This window comes from Bartonella sp. AA168HLJHH, assembly GCF_042197365.1.
GTDB lineage: Bacteria > Pseudomonadota > Alphaproteobacteria > Rhizobiales > Rhizobiaceae > Bartonella.
On the sequence record NZ_JBHIRS010000001.1, the window covers coordinates 287,354 to 308,887 of the forward strand.

A 21,534-nucleotide genomic window follows, 5' to 3' on the forward strand; every position below is an offset into this window, starting at 1 on the left:
TAACACCTAAAGCCCGTATATTGCTTCAAGCAATATAAATAATGATAAACTGCAAGTCGCAACAAGCCTTGCTGCCTCGTATATAAGAACAGGCTTTTATTGCTACAAGAGAATAATGAGAGAAACATCTCTAAAATAAAAAATTTATTTTAAAATAGGCACTCTAATGACCCATAAATACCATATTTATGAGAGACTTGAGAGGATAATATATTTTTCTTGCAATTCTCAAAAAATATATCTTTCTATAAAAACTAAAAAATAAAAGAATGATTGCACTCTCGCTCTTGATCTTCTCATCATTGATAAAATCATACTCACGTAAAAGCTTTTTAAAAGGCGAATAATTTATATCACAAATATTATAAATTTTCCTTGGACTAAAATAGTCATCATATCTAATGCTCATATCAGTAAAGGTATTATCTATCTATCTCCTTTCAAAAATTCTCCTTCTAACGGTCTCATTGTTTGCGGCTATTTGAAATCTGTGCTTTAAATTCACCTAAAGCGTTTTTTCTTAACTGTATAATTTTGAACTTTGAAAATATATAAAAATACCTCTGTATAAACGCTTTAAAATGCCAAGAGCTGTCATAATATTAAAAATTGGTAAAGTGGTTGATGATTGTTCTGTATTATATCTTCATTAAGTAAAACAGTAGTGCATCATAGATTTTATACCATTTGCAAATACTATTTATGAGATGAACACGGAAGCGTTAAGAGGTGTGTTGTCATTGTAAATCTTACTGTCTTCTTTTAAATTTCAAGAATTCTATGATTTTTATATTAAAATCAATTTCATTTTAGCATTTCTTTCTTTTATTTTAAATAAAAGCTCTGCTAAAATAAAAATATTCAAAGTGTGAATCTTATGAAGGAGGGTAAATCAATGATGACATCTATTATTAAGAAAATAACAAATCTCATCTTTAAGAATATAATACATACACAATATCCATACAAAAAGGTTATCATAAATATCGTGTGTGCTCTTCTCTTTGCTGGTATAACCCTGCCAGCAGGTGCTCAGCAATATAAACTTGGCGACATAGAAATTCTCAATCCTTGGACACGCGAAACACCTAGAGGTATAAGAGTTGGTAGCGGTTATCTCTACATTATCAATCACAGTAATACCCCAGACCGTTTGGTTTCTATTTCCACAAACGGAGTAAAAACAACGGAGATACACTCTATGGCTGTCGTTAATGATATTATGAAAATGGAAAAAATGCACAATGGCATTGAAATTCCGGGAAATGGCGAAATCACGCTTAAGCCTGGCGGTGATCATATTATGTTCATGGGGCTTTCACAACCATTTAAGTTAGGTGATAAAATTAGCGCAAAATTAACATTTGAGAAAGCAGGAACCATTGATGTTGATTTCTCTGTAAACGCTATGAAAGTACCATCACCTTCTAAATCCTCTCCTGTTCACTAAGCTCCTTTTATTATAAATACACACTTTATAAAATGAAGAAGCGTGAAATTTTTTACGCTTCTTTATTTTTTGTTTTATGCCATCAGTAAAAAATTATCCCCTTTGATGAATTAACTATGGTCAATTTCAGGAATACGTAAAACTTGTCCAAGATAAATTTTATCGGGAGATTTTAGCATTGGCTTATTGGCTTCAAAAATAAATGTGTTTTTATTACCTTGCCCTTTTCCATAAACCTCTTCAGCAATTTTCCAAAGATTATCACCAGATTTAACCTCATAAAAGCGAGAAGTTTTTCTAGGCGTTGTATCTATAACCTTTAATTGATCAACATCTACAGAAGAGATACCTTGTGAATTGCCAACAACCAGCAGTGCTTTTTCAAGTGTTTCCCTATCTGGAACTTCACCGCTTAAAATAGCTTTACCGTCTTCAACTTGAATATTGACTTTTTCTGTACCGAGTTGAAAATGATCAAATGCTCTCTTAAAATCCTTTTCTTTTGGTTCATGGTCCCCAATACCTAACTTTTCCCCTACAGTTTTAATAAAATTAAAAAATCCCATTACGACCTCCTTTCGTGTAGCAGAAACAAATTTTTGTGCATATATTGCCACATTCTTTTCTTTGCTCTTAAAACACATAGGCAGATTTTCTAAACTTCAACAATCAAAACTACATCTGTTCAATTATGAGACAAATACAATAATAAACTTTGTAATAAACCTTGATAAAAAAAGCCTTTATGAAAATTTTCTCTCAAATGAAGGGATCTTAATAGACGTAGAAACATTATAAATTATGAAAGCAAAACAAGATTTTACAGTAATGACAAAAGGTTTTTTACTTTGCTACAATTTGTATCATATTTGTTTTGCAAAAAAAATATGAACTCCCATATAAATAAGTGTGGGTAATTTGCTACCACAGCAATAGAAAGGTCTAAGAAACCATGAAAGATACACCAACAATCACACAAACGATTGTACTTGTTGATGATGATCGCAATATTTTGACATCTTTATCTTTTGCGCTTGAGACAGAAGGATATCGGGTTGAAAGCTATACAGATGGAGCATCTGCACTCAAGGGTCTCACACTTCACCCTCCACACTTAGCTATTTTTGATATTAAAATGCCCCGAATGGATGGGATGGAACTTTTGCGTCGTTTGCGTCAAAAATCTGATCTTCCAGTTATTTTTCTTACCTCTAAAGATGATGAAATTGATGAATTATTTGGTCTCAAAATGGGAGCTGATGATTTTATTACTAAACCTTTCTCCCAACGTCTTCTTATTGAACGCGTGAAAGCTATTTTACGCCGTTCTAATGCACGTAACCAACCGCTTTCTACAGGAACTTCTTCCACCTCTTCTCTCAAACGTGGAGATCTTGTGATGGATCAAGAACGCCACACCTGTACATGGAAAGATAAACCTGTTATTTTAACCGTTACGGAATTTTTGATTCTGCAAACCTTAGCACAAAGACCAGGAGTTGTAAAAAGTCGTGATGCTTTAATGGATGCTGCTTATAGTGATCAAGTCTACGTAGATGATCGCACCATTGATAGTCACATTAAACGTCTGCGTAAAAAGTTTAAACAAGTGGATGATGATTTTGCAATGATTGAAACACTTTATGGTGTAGGTTATCGTTTCCACGAGGTATAAAACTACTTTGTCGCAAAAATTTGAATGGCAATCAAATCGATGACAGACAATTCTCAACTGGAAACTTTACAAAAAACAACCGTTAATGGTACATCCTCAACGCCATTTCTTATGTTCGCTCGTTTGCATCTTCGAACACAACGTCTCTTTAGACAATTGCTTTTTTCCAGCCTCACACGTCGCATTGTTATATTAAACATTGCTGCTCTTGCCGTTTTAGTTACAGGCATTTTATACCTTAACCAATTTCGCGATGGTTTAATTGAAGCAAAAATCAAAAGTTTATGTACCCAAGGAAAAATTATTGCTGGGGCTATTGCTGCTTCTGCAACAGTAGATACAAATTCTATCCTCATTGACCCTCAAAAACTCTTAGAGTTACAGACTGGTGAAAGCGTTACACCCGCTCCTCAATCAACCGATTCTTGGGATTTTCCTATTAACCCTGAGCAAGTTGCCCCTCTTTTACGGCGTCTTATTACACCTAAAACGACAAGAGCACGTATCTATGATCGTGATGCTACTCTCCTTCTTGATTCGCGCGTTCTTTATTCTAGTGGAGAAGTTTTTAGTTATGATTTACCCCCACTTAAAACAGAACAAAACATGTGGGATCGCCTTACTTCATGGTATTCAAACGCATTTTATGGCAAAGGTATTGCTCTTGACAGAGAACAAACAAAAACCAGTGGTATTGCTTATCCAGAAGTGTACCGCGCATTAAACGGATCTCTTGCTACGGCTAAAAGACGCAACAGACAAGGGCAATTAATTGTTTCTGTTGCCGTTCCTGTTCAACGCTATCGCGCAGTGGTTGGAGCTCTTCTTCTTTCAACCACTGGTTCCGATATTGATAACATTGTAAAAGGCGAAAGACTGGTTATCTTTAAAGTTTTTGCCGTTGTAGGTAGCGTACTTTTGGTTCTTTCTCTCTTTTTGGCCCATACGATTGCCCATCCATTAAGTAAATTATCTGCCTCGGCTAATCGAGTGCGTAATGGCAATAATCAGCGTGTAGAAATTCCTGATTTTTCAATGCGTGAAGATGAAATTGGTCACCTTTCAACTTCTATTCGTGATATGACCAATGCCCTTTATATGCGTATTGAAGCCATTGAACGTTTTGCTGCTGATGTAAGCCACGAATTAAAAAATCCTCTCACCTCCCTACGCAGTGCTGTTGAAACGCTCCCTCTGGCTAAAAATGAAGAAGCACAAGAAAAATTGCTGGAAATTATTCAACATGATGTGCGCCGCCTTGATCGGTTGATTACAGATATTTCTGATGCATCGCGACTCGATGCAGAGCTTGCACGAGAAACCGCAGAGATTGTTGATATGACACCGCTTTTGGAAAGTCTTGTTCATGCTGTTCAGGAAGTGTATCGTAATACGCAAACTATTGATATAAGCCTTAATATTGTCCCACGTCCTCATGGAAAAGCTTATCTTGTATTGGGACATGAACTTCGTTTAGGACAAGTGATTTCAAATCTTCTTGAAAATGCGCGTTCTTTTATTCCTCGGAATCGTGGCAAAATTTGCATTACTATGAAAAGCCATGCTTCAACCCTTATTTTAACCATTGAAGATAATGGCCCAGGTATTCGTTCAGAAAATATTGAACGAATTTTTGAACGTTTTTACACAGATCGACCAAATGAAGATGCTTTTGGACAAAACTCTGGACTTGGCCTTTCTATTAGTCGGCAAATCATCGAGGCTCATAATGGGACAATTACAGCCGAAAATATTATTGATCCTACACTTGGGAAGTGTAAAACTGGTGCACGTTTTACTATCATGCTTCCGCTTGCTAAATAAATCTTTTATCCAAAGTAAAAGACATGAAAACAAAATGTGAAATACTCCACGCAAATTGCCTTCAACTAGGCGGCAAGGGGCTGTTAATTATAGGTCCATCCGGATCAGGAAAATCAACCATCACCCTTTCTTTGCTTGACCGCGCTGAGTGGTCAAAACGTGAAGCGAAGCTTATCAGTGATGATTATACAATGTTGCGTGCGGAAAATGGAAAGCTTCACGGATACACTCCTGATAATTTAGAGGGCGGCATCGAGATTCGTGGCGTTGGTCTTTATATGATAGAATTTGAAAAGCACACAACTATCGATTGTGTTATTTTTCTCGGTCCGGAATATGAACGTTTTTCCACAAATAAAACTTTTCAATTTGAAAATTTGCACATTCCTCTTTTAAAACTTCCCTCTCTTCGTGAAGCCGATTGTACAGCCATTTGTCAAGCTATTGAAGCATTTTTGTTTAGAAAAGTATGGCAAAAATCTGTCTAATTTTTTTCTAAAGATAAAAAAATCACAATTTTTGCCTTTTTTTTGCAAATTTTTCTTGGCAGCAAGATAAAGCCTTGTACAATGTCTTTCCTACCAACTATGGTTGGGTCTTATTAGTTAACAGGAGTTTGCGTAAATGATTGGACTCGTGCTTGTAACGCACGGTGAGCTGGCTGTCGAATTTTTACATGCCGTGGAACATGTTGTTGGAGTACAAGAAAAGTTCGCAACAATATGCGTTTATCCCGATGACGATATAGATCAGCGCCGAGGTGATATTATAGCCGCAGTAACCGATACAGATACGGATCATGGCGTCATCATATTAACAGATGTGTTCGGTGGAACACCATCAAATATAGCTATTCCTGCTATTGAAAAAGGACGCGTTGAAATGATTGCGGGTGTTAATTTGCCCATGCTTATTAAACTGATTTCTATTCGCAAATGTCCTGATATTTCATTATCAGACGCGTTAAGAATAGCACAAGAAGCAGGGCGTAAATATATTAATGTACCAAGTATGATTTTATAGCGGATAATAAAATACCAATGTTTTCCAAAGATACCCTCCCATGTATAAGTCGTCATTTCAATATCTGTAATAAACGTGGGTTACATGCACGTGCTTCTGCAAAATTTGTACAAACTGTTGACAATTTTAATGTTACTGTTGAAGTTGAAAAGGACGGGAAAATTGTTGGCGGATCATCAATTATGGGACTTATGATGCTAGCGGCTTCATCCGGTTGCAACCTCACCATTCGTGTTTCAGGACCAGAAGCAACAGATGCTCTTAATGCTCTTGAAAAGCTCATCAATAACAACTTTGGAGAGGAAAACTAGTGCTTTTTCATCATAAACAAAGATGATAATTCTTAGAAAATAGGAACTTTCCATCATTATTTTGAATTTTAATTTCTCTTCCCGCTTTTATACAAATATTCATATCCATTATAGATTGGCATAATTATCATAAATGTAAAAGCTTATAGTAATTTTGTTATGCTCGATTTTTTTCTTCCTTTCCTAACATTATTTGACCAATTTGAATAGTTTTGCGTATTATGGCTATTCCCCGACTTAATCATATAATTAAATTTTTACAGAAAAGAGAACTCTTTACCTTGTATTAAAGTATGCTTTATTTTAGGCTAAAGATAAATGTCAAAATAATTTCGCACATCAAAAATCTATCAACTTTTCTTATTTTCTGCTAACTTTGTAGCCTTTATAATACACAAGTAATCTTCCATTGCACATCATTGTGATACAGATCCTGAAAACGCAATTCTTATCAATATCATAACCATTTTCTTAAAACAAATAAGCTGTGTATATTCATAATTATGGTAAGCATTTTTTAAACATTATTTTTCTATACTATTGCCTTATGTTCTTTGGTAGACAACTCACTCTCGTTATCTATCATTGTGCTTGGAGTGGCATCTTTTCATTGTAAAGAGGTAATATTGTGGGTCGTCTATTTAGTGCCCTTCAAATTCCTCAACAAACAACACAACAACTTGTGTCGTTGCAAAGTGGCTTACCAAATACGCAGTGGATTAATTCGCAAAATTTTCATGTCTCCTTATCTTTTTTTGGCAAAGTTGAAAGTTCTACCGCAGATATACTTATGCACGCCTTTGACACAATAAAGCTCTCTCCTTTTATGCTACAAATAGATGGTTTTGATATTTTTGGTTCAGAAAATACTGCCCCCTCTCTTGTTATTCGCATTAAACCTTGTAAAGCTCTCAATCTTCTACACGAAAAGATGCAATCTATCCGTAGCCATTTAGGTCTAACACCTGATGAAAGAGAATTTACTCCACATATTACTATTGCGCGACTGCTTGATACTAAACCTGAAGACCTTGTTCCTTATCTGTTCTTTCGAAGGAATTTTTCATTTCCTCCTTTTGAGGTTGATCATTTTGTTTTATTTTCATCGCCATTTCCCTCAAGCGATGCCGTGTATGTTGTAAAAGGAAATTGGCCACTTCAAAAATAAAAGGGTGTTTGTCACACCCTTTAAAAACTCTTTGAGAAAAGACCCTATATATATGAAACTGCAGGGAATACTGCATTTTACGATAGAGGTTTGTTATTGATGTGTTTTAAGCCGAATCATCTTCAACAGAAGTTTCTTTTGCTCCTCCTTTGGCTACACCCACTATAGCTGGACGTAACACCCTTTCCCCGATAATATAACCTGCCTGAACCACTTGTTGAACAGTATTATCTGGAACATCAGCATTGGGAATTTCAAACATCGCTTGATGAAAGTGAGGATCAAATTTTTGCCCCTCTGGATGAATTTTTTGCACCCCATGACGTTCTAATGCTGCCATCATGGCACGTTCAGTCATTTCAACGCCTTCTGCCAATGATTTCAAACCAGCATCACTCTCCCGTGCACCTTCTGGAATAGCTTCCAAAGCACGATTGAGATTGTCAGAAACCGATAACATATCCCGTGCAAAATTAGCAATGGAATAAGCTCTTGCATCCGCCACATCTCGCATAGTACGGCGTCGAAGATTTTCCATATCTGCAACAAGACGTAAAAGCTGATCTTTCAGTTCTTTATTTTCATCCTGCAAAGACGCTAAAAGATCACTAACCTCATTGCTTTCTGTTTCAACGACTTCGTGTTCCTCTGTTTTATGTGTTTTTAAAAATTCATCGGCTGCCTGTTTAAGTGTATTACGATCAGCTGGATTTTTTAAATCACAATTTTCAAATGAAGCGTCAGTAAATTTGTTTTTTTCATCAGACATAAAAATTTTATTCCTTCATAAGATTCGTTATTCTCGATATCGAAATTCTACAGACAAAAATCAAGGGGTATCGATGTATATAATACAATGAGCTTTTATAGTACAAATACTTACTTGCATCGTTTTAACGCAATAACTGTGACACAAGTTGAGCTGTATAATCAACCATGGGCACGATCCTTGCATAATTAAGCCGTGTAGGACCAATAACACCTAAAGCACCAATGACTCTTTGTTGTGAATCACGATAAGGTGCTACAACTAAAGAAGAACCAGAAAGTGAAAATAACTTATTTTCTGAACCAATAAAAATTCTAACCCCAGAACCTTCATCCGTTAAATCGAGAAGTTGTGCCATACTTTCACGCGTTTCAAGATCATCAAACAAATGGCGTAATCGTTCTAAATCTTCTTCTGCTTTCACATCTTCAAGTAAATTGCTACGCCCGCGAACAATGAGGTGTATTTTATGATCAGCACCTTCTCCTCCCCAAAGAGCTAATCCCGTTTCAACAAGATGATGCGATAAATCATCAAGTGCAGCCCGTGTTTCTGCGCATAAGCGGGCAATTTCTCCTTTAGCTTCACTCAATGTACGCCCTTGGATATGGGCATTGAGAAAATTCGTTGCTTCCGTCAATTGTGCATGAGTAACCCCTTCCGGTAAATGAACAATACGATTTTCAACTTCACCTTGTTGAGTCACCAAAACGGCAAGAGCATGCTCCCTATCAAGGCGCACAAATTCAATATGTTTCAATGTTCCTTCTTGTTTTGTTGCTAAAACAAGCCCTGCCCCACGTGAAAGATCTGAAAGAACTCGGCTTGCTTGAACAAGAAAATGTTCAACCGATTGTGCATGACCAGCCTCTTTGACTTGCATTTCAATATTTTCTCGCTCTTCGTTTGGCAAATCACCCGCTTCCATAAATGCATCAACAAAAAAGCGTAAACCTGATTGTGTTGGCATTCGACCCGCAGAAACATGTGGTGCATAAATCAAACCGAGATGTTCAAGATCACTCATCACATTGCGAATCGTCGCAGGCGATAATGTCTGTTGTAAAAGCCGCGAAAGATTACGTGATCCTACAGGTTCACCATCATTAAGATAAGCTTCAACAATATGGCGAAAAATATCACGCGAACGTTCATCAAGATATTTTAGTTCATTATCAATAGTTTTGTGCTTCATCACAACTGTTTCACTACTTTTAAAATCCTCATCTCTTATATAAGTTTTGCCAAGGTTTGGTCAAATAGTCTAAAGTAGTATAAAAACATATTATCCTATTGAGCTGTAAAATGCTACCTTTCAGAGTGATGCTTGATAAATTACGCAGGAAATATTTTTGTTAGAGTGTGTGAGAAATATTTAAGATTAAGAATTGATCTGTAAAGTGGTCTGCTGTAGGGACTTGTCAAGAGAATCTAGATTGATTAAAAATCGCTGTAAATAGAAAATTTCACCCTTTAGAGCAAGCAGAAAATTGGAAGTTTACCATAAAATGCTATCATAAAAAAGACATGTCTTCCCTATCTTTGCAAGGTTATCTTCGTGCAAGATAAAAAATTTTATTGGAATAAAATATCATAAAACGTGTAAAATAATCATATTATGTGAAATCAAGCAGAATGTGTGTATACGAGCATTTAAACCGTTTTTTAGCACAAAAATAATTCCCCTTTCATTTTTGGAGAAATCTATATGAGAAGCATAGCAGATAAAAAACTTGTCATTGCTACACATAACACTGGAAAATTGCATGAAATCACTACTTTAATTACGCCTTTCGGTTTAATAATACAATCGGCAAAAGAACTAGGCTTGCCAGAACCAAAAGAAACGGGAAAAACATTTGAAGAAAATGCTTATATTAAAGCTTTTTCAGCAGCAAAAAAAACAGGACTTCCTGCCCTCTCTGATGATTCAGGCTTAGAGGTAGATGCATTGGAGGGTGCGCCAGGCGTTTATACCGCTGATTGGGCAATTCAAGCCGATGGTACACGTAATTTTCCAAAAGCTATGAAAAAAATAGAAAATGAACTCCAAAAAGTCGGAGCACGAGAAAAAAGTCAACGGAAATGCCGTTTTATATCCGTCATTTGCATTGCATGGCCTGATGCTCATGCAGATTACTTCCGTGGATGCGTTGAAGGAACGTTCATTTGGCCTCCACGGGGAGATAAAGGCTTTGGTTTTGATCCTATTTTTTTACCAGATGGATGTGAAAATACCTTTGGAGAAATGTCAACAGAACAAAAACACAACTGGAAACGCAATGATCTTCCCCCTCTTTCACATCGCGCACGTGCTTTCAAACTTTTAGCAGAAAACCTTTTAGCATTCTCATGAATGAACCTTTCGGCATTTACATTCATTGGCCCTTTTGTGCAGCTAAATGTCCTTATTGTGACTTTAATTCGCATGTTCGCATCCATGGTGTTGATCAACCACGTTTTGTCACCGCCTTTAAGCGCGAAATAGAAACGCAATACCACAAAATAGGACCACGCCATATTACAAGTATTTTTATTGGTGGAGGAACCCCCTCTCTTATGGAGCCACAAACTGTCGATGCCCTATTGCAAGCACTTGCAAAAAAATGGGTAGTCGATGATAAAGTTGAAATTACATTAGAAGCTAATCCATCCAGTGTGGAAGCAGAGCGCTTTCGTGGATACCGTGCGGCAGGTGTTAATCGCTTATCTCTAGGAATACAAGCGCTCAATGATAAAGCATTGCGCAAACTTGGCCGACTCCATAATGTGGAACAAGCTCTTTGTGCCATTGCTTTAGCACGACAAATTTTTCCACGTTTATCCTTTGATCTCATTTATGCCCGCCCCGAACAAACCCTCGAAGAATGGAAATCTGAAATTTCCCAAGCAATTGATTTGGCAGCAGACCATCTTTCTCTTTATCAATTGACGATCGAAGAAGGAACCGCCTTTAAACGCCTTCATGATGCAGGAAAACTTATCCTTCCCCCATCAGAGCTAGCAGCAGATCTGTATCATCTTACTCAAGAAATAACGGCACTACATGGACTTCCTGCCTATGAAATCTCAAACCATGCAATGCCCGGTGCCGAATCAGCACACAATCTTCTTTATTGGCGTTATCACCAATATGCAGGCTTTGGTCCAGGAGCACATGGACGTTTCATTGAGCATACACCGAATCATTCCTCTTTCTGTTCAAAAACATTGTCATCACACCTTGAAAACCGCGAACGTTATGTCACAATAAATGAAAAGCATCCCGAACAGTGGCTTAATTTGGTAGAAACAACAGGACATGGCTGTATTGAAACGGAACATTTAACCACTGAACAACAGGCAAATGAAATGCTCCTTATGGGATTACGCCTTTGCGAAGGCTTAGAACTTATACGCTATGAAACCTTAAGTCCCAAACGCATCCCTATGGAAAAACTGATCGAGTTACAACACCAAGAATTGATAGAAATGGTCGATAACCAACGCTTAAAAGCAACAGCCAAAGGACGTATTGTTCTTGATCACATCATCAGCCAACTCGCAAATTAAAGTTTTTATAACAACATACTTATTTTAATCATAATTATCATTTTTCATAGCAAGGTGAGACTAGAATATTGTGAGATTCTTTCATTTCAAAACTATTTATAGCAAGTTAGTTATCACCATTTGCTTACACCTTAAAAATAGGGAAGCATGTGGATAAAAACTATAAAAAAGGAGTAAAAAGGCCTCTTATGAACACTCTTAAGTGCTAAAAGCTATTGCAATATTTTGAGCTAGAAAGTGTATGGTGCTCTAACTTTATTTTTCATAAACATAAAGATGGGAAGGCATTATAGATTTTATATTACAACATTCATAAGCACCGTAGTAGCACAAATGTGACAAACATTAAGAAAATTTCTTTAAAACAAGTACGTGAATGCATAATACGATAATGTATTTTTTCTTTATGAAATCGTGGCACCATTAAAAGAACCAGAGAAATAAACATGAAACCATGCATCAATTTCTGATTATTTAAAAGATATTACTCTAGATAATTTTGAAAACCGTAAAGCTGAATAAAAGAGAAAGTAAAAAAGAACGCTGATTTTCACCTTTATACCTTTATATTTCCCCTCAATCAGGTTGTGGTTGTATGTCTGTTTCAGAGATTACAAAAAATAGATATACACAATGCTTTTATCCTATTCTGTCATATAAAAGCTGTTATCGCAAAAAATACTGAACCAATATTTATTTGAGATACGCGGCTGTATGATCGTATTAATTTATAGGTAACAGCAACATCATGAGCTTTACTAAACAAATAATGTGCTCAAATGGCAAATATACTAAATATGAATCGGTATTGCTTTGTTAGCGAGCGAAACGATGTTAATCTCATATGATCTTACTTGTATGCGTATATGCTTATAAGTGTCTGTACCCGTCCTTTAAGGTTATTTAATTAAAAAATTGAGAATAATACTAGGACAATCTTTGGTTAAAGAAATCAACGTGCTGCTACAAAAAAATTCTGTGTATCTTTATCATAACCAAGATTAAAGCTGATTAAATACGCTCACCTTCTATCTCGTAATGATTTGCAATGGAAGTTCTTGGGGACAAAAAAAGCAAGGTAAAATATATGAAATAAAACAAACTTAAAGCGCTTTTCCTATAGTCTTTATTCTAAGAAAGTCTATAGGAACAAGAAGTACCTTTTATGCGAGTGCAGAAAACATATCAAAACATGAGCTGTGAATGAGCGCATTTATGTTGTACGAACTTTTTACAATAGTAGCATGTTTTTGTGTGTCTTTATGGCATCAACCTGTCATCACACAATGATGATATAATATTCATTGTTTTCCATATATGATTGCGTGTGACTTCCTTTCTACACTTTAAAGAACGAATATTTTCAATCCAATATGGTCTAAACAGTTCTGCTTCTTCAAGCAGATCTCTTTTGGCTTTTCAATTATGTAATTCACTTAACTAAAGACTCTACAGGCAAGAATCCCAACTTAAGAATATTCATTACTTACTCTAAGACTACTTAATATATTAAGTTTTACGAGTCTCGTATCACCACACCATAAATGGCAATATCTTATGGCACAACAAGATAAAGGTATTTTTGAACCAGCAACCTTTTCTTTATGCAAAAAATTCAATAATAAAACGCTCATAAATAGTAGTAAGTGTTTCTATTGCATCAAGGGCTACACACTCATCTACCATATGCATCGTTTGCCCCGGTAAACCAAATTCGACCACTGGGCAATAATCCTTAATAAATCGTGCATCTGAAGTACCACCAGAAGTGGAACATTCTGGTATATTCCCTGTTACACTTTTAATAGCATTGGATAAAGTTTGAATGAGTTTATCATTTTTGGTCAAAAAAACATCTCCTAAACTTGGAATCCATTCAAGCTGATAAGAGGGATATTGGTCACCATTGTTTTTTGATTGTACCAAAGCAAGACGCTTTTCAATTTCCTTCATCAGTGTTTCTTTTGTCCAAAGATCATTGTAGCGTATATTAAAACGAATCGTTGTCTGCGCTGGAATAACATTGACCACTAAATTACCGGTATCGATGGTTGTTAGCTCTAAATTACTGGGTTGAAAATTTTCTGTCCCTTTATCTAAAACGGTTTGTGTCAATGCTTGAATAAGCTTACTTGCCAAAGGCAAAGGATTGGCAGCCCTTTCTGGAAAAGCAACATGACCTTGGCGACCCTTCACGGTAATGACACCAGAAATCGATCCGCGGCGACCAATTTTGATAATATCACCAACAGTCTTTACGCTTGTTGGTTCTCCCACAAGAGCCGCAGTCCATTTTTCGCCTTTTTTTTCTGCCCATTTGAGAAGTTTTACCGTACCATTAACAGCAGGCCCCTCTTCGTCACCAGTAATTAAAAGGCTTACCCTTCCTTTAATGGATCGTTTCTCAAGAACTCGCGCTAGAGCCGCAATAAAACAAGCGATACCACCCTTCATATCAACAGCACCCCGCCCATATAATTTCCCCTGATCTATAACAGCTTCAAAAGGTGGATAAGTCCAATCTTCCAATGCACCTGGCGGTACGACGTCCGTATGACCCGCAAACATAAGATGGGGTCCTTCACTTCCCATTTTTGCATAAAGATTTTCAACATTATCTGTATTTTTATCCGTAAAAACAGGGCGATCGACGTGAAATCCCATTTTTTTTAAAAATTGTTCCAAAGTTGATAAAGCCCCTGCTTCATGAGGTGTAACAGAAGGACAACGAATAAGTGCCTGTAATAGCTGAAGTGGATCTGTAAGAACAGACATAAAAAACCTTCCCATTTTTTTATAAGTCATCGGAACTTAGGGTTATTACGCTGAATTACAAAAAAGATAAAGCAAAACATTGAAGACACTCAGCAAACCAAGCAGGGGAGAACAATCGTGCTGAGAGCTTCAATGGCTTCCTCATTATGCATGAGCAAGCAAACACTCAACAAAACACTCAACAAAAAGTTCCGTTAAATATTGCCTTCATTTGAAAGTTTTTTACGCCTCTAAATTATATGAATCAAAATTAATTGCATGCAGTCTAGGAGCATTTTCTTTCAACCAAGCACGATATGTTTTACTATCAGGACATAGCTCTTCACAAAGAGCCCAAAATCTTGGCCCATGATTCATTTCAACAAGATGAGCAACTTCATGGGCAACAACATACTCAACAACTTCTTTTGGTGCCATAATAAGGCGCCAAGAAAAAGAAAGACGCTTATCGATTGAACAAGAGCCCCAACGACTTCTCGTATCTTTATAACAAATGGATTTGACTTTACGCTCTACCTGATGAGCATAATGTGCCACCAAAGGCGTTATAATAAGCGCCGCTTGTTTTTTCAAAACGTCAGCAATGCGTCTTGGGAGATATTCTAATTGACCATAAACAATAATTTCAGGCCCTTGCTCCGCATCTGCTGTAATGATTTCTGTTACCCCACGTCCCTCTCTATGCTTTATGGTATGAGAAACACCCAATAAGGGAATTGTCGCCCCTTCTTTGAGATAAGCATTTTTATGAGAGATTTGTACATGAGCAAGACGTGCCTCAATCCAAGATCGATGCTTTTCAATAAAATTTTCAACCGCATAGAGATTTATTGCTGGTGGTGTTGTTACACAAATCTCCTGACTTCTGGCATCAATACGTAAGGTAAGACGGCGCGCATACTTATTTTCCCGCACCCGTACAGGTACAAAACGCTCAGAAAAAATAAAATGCTGTTTAGAAATGCTCATATATTTTTATCTTCATCAATAAATGTACCCCTTACTTTGCATTAATCTGATTAATAAAAGATCTCAATACTGTTTCAAGGCAATCTAAATCTTGTGGACGAGAAAAGCGATGATCTGCATCACGAACAAGTGTCAATGTTACATCATGGAGCGGTAAATGATCAAGTAAAGTCAATGTATGCTGATAGGGAATATCTTCATCTTCCATCCCTTGTAGAATATGGACTGGACACCCAACATCAATGCATCCTTTCATAACACAATTTTCGCGCCCATCTTCAATCAATGTTTTTGTAAAGGGCATTGGCTCTGTATCATCAACTGCTGGTCGTTCAATATAGCCTTTTTCTTCCAAAACCTTCCATTCTTCTGGGCCTAATTTTGGTTCCACCAATGTTTGTGTAAAATCAGGTGCTGGAGCAATCAATATCATGCCAGCAAGCTTCTTATTTTTCTGTGCTAGCATCATTGCAAGCCTTAGCGCAATCCACCCCCCCATAGAGGAACCAATCAAAATTTGTGGACCCTCACAATAGGTTTCAAAAGTCGCTAAACTTTCCTTAACCCAACGCGAAATTGTTCCTTGAAAAAAATCACCTTCAGATTCTCCATGTCCAGAATAATCAAAACGTAAACAAGACAAATCATTCTTCTGAGCAAACTGATCAACTAACGCTGCCTTACTTCCTAACATATCGGATTGATAGCCAGGAAGCCAAACCAAACCTGGAGATTGGCGCCCCTTGCGATAGCGTACTGCAAGTGCGGTGTTCTCAAATGAAAAAAACTGACAAGGAATATTTTGATCCATGATTTTTTATCCTCTATAAAACAAATTCTTTAAATTAAGAGAAAAACTTTTATAATCTAAATCATTCCAAAAAGTAATAAATCAAATAATGAAAATAACACGAATTATAGTTGTTTTTAGGTACATAATTGTATATTAAATTAACTGTAGTTGAATCAAAATTTAAGGAGCATAAACCATTCGTAAACCGTTTAAAATGACACCTACCCAAAAAGACGGACCACGTTCAAATCAGGATATTCGGGTACCTCATGTTCAGCTTATCAATGATGAGGGACAACATCAGGGAGTTGTTGCGATACAAGAAGCTCTTGCTATGGCTGCAGATGCGGGACTTGATTTGGTTGAAATTGTACCAAATGCGGAGCCGCCTGTATGTAAAATCATCGATTTGGGAAAATTAAAATATCAAACCCAAAAAAAAGCTGCTGAAACACGTAAGAAGCAAAAAGTCATCGAAATCAAAGAGATTAAGATGCGCCCAAATGTTGATGTCCATGATTATGGAGTCAAACTCAAGGCTGTTCATCGCTTTATTGATCATGGTGATAAAGTAAAGATTACTTTGCGTTTTCGTGGTCGTGAGATGGCTCACCAAGATCTTGGATTAAAGCTTCTTCAGCGTGTGAAAGAAGATACAAGTGAAATTGCCAAAATCGAATTGGAGCCAAAGCTTGAAGGCCGGCAAATGATGATGGTGATAGCACCTAAATAGTTTTGCATTGGAATAATATTCGCATGCAACGCATCAAAATGATGTGTATAGTATTATTTAGAAGCACCACATAGAATTTTTGTGGTGCTTTTAAGGTTTTATAAATGTGTATAAATCCTTTTAAGAGTTTAATAATGCTTTATCAATTTATAAGAAGAATTCGTCATTTTGCATATTAATGAGAAAGCTCAAACATCGTAAGGTCTTCTTATTTCAAGCTCTTTTATCATGCAATGCGGCAAAATTGTTTGCTTACACATCACAAATGGAGATGATACATAAAAATTATTAAAAAAGCAGAAATGTTTTTTGTGAGCCATTTCAAGTGCCAAAGGCTATCACAATATGGAAATTGGTAAATACAATAGTGAAACTCACCGGTATCTTTTATTGAAAACTAAAAATAATGATGAACAACGAATTTTCGTTATACCTTTTACAGAAACTTTGAACTACATTCTTCACTCTCACCGTCGTGAAATTGATGTGATGAGCCTTGAAAGAAAAAGCTATTTTTGTAAAAAAGATTAAGGGGCTTTTTAATTAAGAGTGTTTCAATCTTGCATAAAATAATGAGAGAATATAGAAGCTCTTCATGGCTAAAAAACAAATTTCCTCTTTTGACAAACATCTTATTATCCGCCTTTTGCGAGAAAATTTTCGTAAACATATGCGTTGGTACAGTGCGGCTATCTTCTCAATGATCATCATTTCTTGTACCACAGCAACCAGTGCATGGATTATGCGGGATGTTGTTAATCAGATTATTGATGCACAAAATTTTCCTATGATTGTTTTGATTTCTAGCTTCATTGCTTTTATCTTTATTCTCAAAGGAGTTGCAACTTTTTTCCAAACTTACTTTCTAAACAAAGCAGGCAATAGTATCATTGCTGAACAACAGCGTAAAATTTTTGCACGACTTATGGAACAAGGTGTCTCTTTTTATCATAATAACACTTCATCTGATCTTCTTGTTCGTGTAACTCATAACGCGACAGCCGTACGTAATATAATTGATACTATTATCACAACTTTTGTACGTGATTTGCTTTCCGTTAGTGGTCTGTTGCTTGTCATGTTCATTCAAAACTTTGTGTTAATCTCCATTACTTTAATCGTAGGACCACTAGCTTTTTTAGGCGTTCGAATGGCTTTAAAACGCGTTCGCAGCTTGATGGAAAAAGAGCTCCTTTCACTTGGTGAAATTATCAAAATCGTACAGGAAACGGCTGTTGGTATTCGAATCATCAAGGCCTTTTCACTAGAAGAAGTCATGAAAAAACGGATGGACAAAGCCATTTGTGATGTTGAAAAACAAACAAACAGTATTGCAACACTCGAAGCTATTACCAATCCAATTATGGAAACACTCACGGGTGTTGCCATTGCAGGTATTATTTGTTTTTCCGGTTATCTTGCAACCCAACGCGCAGGTGTTCAAGGTGAATTTATGTCCTTTATTGTTGCTTTACTTTTAGCTTATGAACCCGCAAAAAGACTAGCAAATGTACGTGTTAAAATTGAATCTGGCTTGGTCAATATCCGTACGATGTTTGAAATACTCGATTGTCCCCTTACAGTTGTAGAACATAAAGAAGCTAAAGATCTGAATAAAACGCAAGGAACTATTCGTTTCGAACATGTTTCTTTTGCATACACTAATAACAAAATGATATTGAAAGACATCAACCTAGAAATAGAAGCCGGAAAAATGACAGCATTGGTGGGACCATCCGGTTCGGGAAAATCAACCCTTATCAACCTTATTATGCGCCTCTATGACCCCACAAAAGGACGCATATTGATTAATGATCAAGACATTCGCTACACAACATTTCGCTCTCTGAGAAACCTGATGGCCTATGTAGGACAGGATACTTTTCTCTTTCAAGGAACTGTTAAATATAATATCGGGCTTGGAAAAGAAGGGGCTAGTGATGACGAAATTATCGAAGCAGCAAAAGCAGCAAATGCTCATGACTTTATTATGAGTTTGCCAAATGGTTATGATACACAGATAGGTGATAATGGCTGTAATCTTTCAGGGGGGCAAAAACAACGACTCGCTATCGCTAGAGCAATGATTCACGATAGTGAAATTCTGATTCTTGATGAAGCAACAAGTGCGCTCGATTCACACACCGAAGCACAAATTAATGAAGCTATTCATCACCTTACTAAAGGACGCACAACGATCATTATTGCTCATCGCCTTTCAACGATTGCTCGTGCTCATAAAATTGTGGTCATACAAAATGGACAACTGATTGAACAAGGTACTCAAAAAGAATTGCTAGCAAAAGAACATGGGTTTTATAAAAAACTTCATAATATCCAGTTCAAAAAACATACCTCCTAATTTCTAGATCCTTAAATAAAATTTGAAATAAAAAATGGATAGAAGGTAATGCTCCATTTATAAAAAAGACTTGTTACCACGAAAAAGCATTACTTTAATCAAAGTTGGCAAGGAATTTATGGTTTATTGAAAATAAACTTCTTGGATTTAGATGAAAACTTTACTCGCTATTTTGTTGAATGCAATTGACTTTAACCATGAAATTTCAAAAACCCCTTCCCTTCCTCAAATAAGTGTTGAAACATTCATAAGTGTTGTGAATCCTGAAAGAGAAAGCATAAAAGTTTGAAAAAATTATCGCGGATGATGATGAATCTGGATTAATACAACCTTTATCCGTGTTTATCCCTGCACTGATAATTTTTTTCTCCACACAACTTTTAAAGGACAAAGACTCTACCCAATCTGATCTGTAAACAATCTAGATTTTTATTGAGCTCATTCCTCTTGATAACAACTTATGTGATTCACTTATACAAGGCTTACCCTAAATATTCACCACGTGCTTTCAGAATACTGTATCAAAAAGGCTTACATACCTTATATCACCACACCTCAAATGTCGGTCTTTTATGGTACAACAGAATAAGCTAACAATTATAAATTGTGTTGCAAATTATAGATACACTCCGTTTAAAAGAAAAACATTGAAAAAATAAGAGAGGTTTTATTATAAAACTTTTTTACTGTTGTAGCTTGCTTTAAAGCAAGCTTTGCTGCTTTTTCTACATTTAGAAACTAAAATGATATTCCTCCAATACCTTAACGGCTTGAAGAGTTTATAAATGCACAACGTTAGTGCCTATATAAGGCTATAATTTCAATATGTAAAAAAACAGATGAAAAGCAAAATGACATTCCTCTTTCTTTTAACCGCTAAAATAGAAAAATACGACATATAATTCTGATAAATATTTTTACAAAAATATCTTTTAATATACATTTTAATACTTTGATTTATAATCGTAATTTGTTATTTTATATCTTAAACAAAAGATAAGATGTAATTTGCTTATTGCAAATTTTCTTTATATTTATGATGGATCAATCAAAAGCGCTTGTTGTACGTCATAAGAGATATTGGTATATGCATAAAAACTCTTAAGATAAGCAATAAAAATACCTCTACACTTTCAAGTGAAAAGATTGTCAGCAACATGAGAAGTTGGAAAATAGAATGATAATGCCGGCTTATAGCTTTAGTAAATACTTATACCTTTATTAATAACGGTAGTGTAGATTTTATACCATTCATAAGAGATACTTTATACCATTTCACAAGCAATCTTATGAAATAGACTCAAGCGCACACTGAGAAATGTTCCTTTAAAACAAGTACATAAACTTGCAACACAATAATGTTATATTTTGGAGTATTCTGTTTGGGGAGCTATTCGTTATAAGAAAAGTGATCTTATTCCAGACACAATAAACAAAATCTAAAATAATAGGTAATTTTTATTATTAAAAAATATTGCTTTAAATGCGTTTGACAATAAAATCGATATCTTATGAATTCTCTGCTTGCCTCACGTTTTTGACGGTCTTTAATGGAATCATGTCCTTCACGTAAAAACAGAATGCCATTGTGTTGCAAATTCACGTACTTGTTTTAAAGAGACCTCTCTCAAAGTCTTCCCTAAGCCCATTCGCAATAACATTCGTGAATTGTATAACGATAAATCCATTAACCCCCTCTATCTTTACGCTTATGGAGTAACAAGCCGGCACCACTCACACTATTCTGCCAGTCCCTAATGTTGCGACAGCTCTTAGCTCTCGAGATGATTCATAAGAGGCATTTTTAGTTATTTCTTAATAGTTTTATCCACACAGGATTCTCCGCTTGTAGCATACAAGCCGAATGATTTTGATTGATTCAATACGAAAGAGATTCGTACGATATTCAAAGTTCTAATTCAAGTTGAATAACAATAAATTATCTTTATAAATCAATATATTGCACACATTACATTCTTTAGGCAACAGCACGATATGGGCTTGAAAACAAGGTAAGGTATTTCTCTAAAATAAATATATAGCAGCAAAATAACATACTATCTTTCGTGAAGATTTTGTCCCTTTAGAGAATAGCATAACAAAAATCAAATATTTCAGATACATCTCTTC

The 21,534-nt window shown here is 35.9% G+C and carries 19 protein-coding genes; 12 read left to right on the forward strand and 7 right to left on the reverse strand.

The window, feature by feature from the left end:
* Nucleotides 1-895 precede the first annotated feature (895 nt).
* Nucleotides 896-1,450 (forward strand): copper chaperone PCu(A)C, encoded by a 555-nt coding sequence (locus tag ACFINM_RS01130; RefSeq protein WP_375611390.1) that lies wholly within the window; start codon nt 896-898, stop codon nt 1,448-1,450.
* 110 nt (nt 1,451-1,560) lie between these two features.
* Here ACFINM_RS01130 and lysM read toward each other — a convergent pair whose 3' ends face one another.
* Complete coding sequence (lysM, locus tag ACFINM_RS01135; RefSeq protein WP_375639745.1) at nt 1,561-2,016, reverse strand: peptidoglycan-binding protein LysM; 456 nt, start codon at nt 2,014-2,016, stop codon at nt 1,561-1,563.
* 386 nt (nt 2,017-2,402) lie between these two features.
* On the opposite strand from lysM, the gene ACFINM_RS01140 reads away from it, so the two are divergent.
* The 6 genes from ACFINM_RS01140 (at nt 2,403) to thpR (ending at nt 7,451) form a co-directional block, all read left to right on the forward strand.
* Entirely contained in the window at nt 2,403-3,125 is a 723-nt protein-coding gene (locus ACFINM_RS01140; RefSeq protein WP_005774392.1) for a response regulator transcription factor, read from the forward strand.
* 39 nt (nt 3,126-3,164) lie between these two features.
* Nucleotides 3,165-4,949: a stimulus-sensing domain-containing protein gene (locus tag ACFINM_RS01145; protein WP_375629192.1), complete on the forward strand. Its 1,785-nt coding sequence runs from the start codon at nt 3,165-3,167 to the stop codon at nt 4,947-4,949.
* Nucleotides 4,950-4,972: 23 nt separating this feature from the next.
* Entirely contained in the window at nt 4,973-5,437 is a 465-nt protein-coding gene (locus tag ACFINM_RS01150) for an HPr kinase/phosphatase C-terminal domain-containing protein (protein ID WP_375628486.1), read from the forward strand.
* A gap of 136 nt (nt 5,438-5,573) precedes the next feature.
* Nucleotides 5,574-5,972 (forward strand): PTS sugar transporter subunit IIA, encoded by a 399-nt coding sequence (locus tag ACFINM_RS01155; RefSeq protein ID WP_375611386.1) that lies wholly within the window; start codon nt 5,574-5,576, stop codon nt 5,970-5,972.
* Nucleotides 5,973-5,989: 17 nt separating this feature from the next.
* A complete protein-coding gene (locus tag ACFINM_RS01160) occupies nt 5,990-6,283 on the forward strand; it encodes an HPr family phosphocarrier protein (protein WP_012754483.1) in 294 nt (97 codons plus the stop codon).
* Nucleotides 6,284-6,911: 628 nt separating this feature from the next.
* Complete coding sequence (gene thpR, locus ACFINM_RS01165) at nt 6,912-7,451, forward strand: RNA 2',3'-cyclic phosphodiesterase (protein WP_375639753.1); 540 nt, start codon at nt 6,912-6,914, stop codon at nt 7,449-7,451.
* Between the two features lie 106 nt (nt 7,452-7,557).
* On the opposite strand, the gene grpE is transcribed toward thpR, so the two are convergent.
* Nucleotides 7,558-8,220 carry a nucleotide exchange factor GrpE gene (grpE, locus tag ACFINM_RS01170; RefSeq protein WP_375620861.1) on the reverse strand — a complete coding sequence of 221 codons (663 nt, stop codon included), beginning with the start codon at nt 8,218-8,220 and terminating at the stop codon, nt 7,558-7,560.
* Nucleotides 8,221-8,344: 124 nt separating this feature from the next.
* On the reverse strand, nt 8,345-9,415 hold the full coding sequence (gene hrcA / locus ACFINM_RS01175) for a heat-inducible transcriptional repressor HrcA (RefSeq protein WP_375629189.1): 1,071 nt from the start codon (nt 9,413-9,415) through the stop codon (nt 8,345-8,347).
* 513 nt (nt 9,416-9,928) lie between these two features.
* On the opposite strand from hrcA, the gene rdgB reads away from it, so the two are divergent.
* Nucleotides 9,929-10,576: an RdgB/HAM1 family non-canonical purine NTP pyrophosphatase gene (gene rdgB / locus ACFINM_RS01180; RefSeq protein WP_375629186.1), complete on the forward strand. Its 648-nt coding sequence runs from the start codon at nt 9,929-9,931 to the stop codon at nt 10,574-10,576.
* Nucleotides 10,573-11,772 (forward strand): radical SAM family heme chaperone HemW, encoded by a 1,200-nt coding sequence (hemW, locus tag ACFINM_RS01185; RefSeq protein WP_375629182.1) that lies wholly within the window; start codon nt 10,573-10,575, stop codon nt 11,770-11,772. Before rdgB ends, hemW begins: the two co-directional genes overlap by 4 nt.
* Nucleotides 11,773-13,374: 1,602 nt before the next feature.
* Here hemW and dapE read toward each other — a convergent pair.
* From dapE to ACFINM_RS01200, 3 genes are all read right to left on the reverse strand, one after another.
* A complete protein-coding gene (gene dapE, locus ACFINM_RS01190) occupies nt 13,375-14,547 on the reverse strand; it encodes a succinyl-diaminopimelate desuccinylase (RefSeq protein WP_375629179.1) in 1,173 nt (390 codons plus the stop codon).
* A gap of 222 nt (nt 14,548-14,769) precedes the next feature.
* Complete coding sequence (locus ACFINM_RS01195) at nt 14,770-15,516, reverse strand: M48 family metallopeptidase (RefSeq protein WP_375620865.1); 747 nt, start codon at nt 15,514-15,516, stop codon at nt 14,770-14,772.
* A gap of 31 nt (nt 15,517-15,547) precedes the next feature.
* A complete protein-coding gene (locus ACFINM_RS01200; RefSeq protein WP_375620866.1) occupies nt 15,548-16,327 on the reverse strand; it encodes an alpha/beta hydrolase in 780 nt (259 codons plus the stop codon).
* 196 nt (nt 16,328-16,523) lie between these two features.
* Between ACFINM_RS01200 and infC the strand changes: the two genes are divergently transcribed.
* The 3 genes from infC (at nt 16,524) to ACFINM_RS01215 (ending at nt 19,404) form a co-directional block, all read left to right on the forward strand.
* Complete coding sequence (gene infC / locus ACFINM_RS01205; RefSeq protein WP_026500140.1) at nt 16,524-17,042, forward strand: translation initiation factor IF-3; 519 nt, start codon at nt 16,524-16,526, stop codon at nt 17,040-17,042.
* 345 nt (nt 17,043-17,387) lie between these two features.
* A complete protein-coding gene (locus ACFINM_RS01210) occupies nt 17,388-17,573 on the forward strand; it encodes a hypothetical protein (RefSeq protein ID WP_375639759.1) in 186 nt (61 codons plus the stop codon).
* A gap of 64 nt (nt 17,574-17,637) precedes the next feature.
* A complete protein-coding gene (locus ACFINM_RS01215) occupies nt 17,638-19,404 on the forward strand; it encodes an ABC transporter ATP-binding protein (RefSeq protein WP_375620868.1) in 1,767 nt (588 codons plus the stop codon).
* Nucleotides 19,405-20,969: 1,565 nt separating this feature from the next.
* Here the strand turns inward: ACFINM_RS01215 and ACFINM_RS01220 are convergent.
* Nucleotides 20,970-21,092: a hypothetical protein gene (locus ACFINM_RS01220; protein WP_375611376.1), complete on the reverse strand. Its 123-nt coding sequence runs from the start codon at nt 21,090-21,092 to the stop codon at nt 20,970-20,972.
* Nucleotides 21,093-21,534 lie beyond the last annotated feature (442 nt).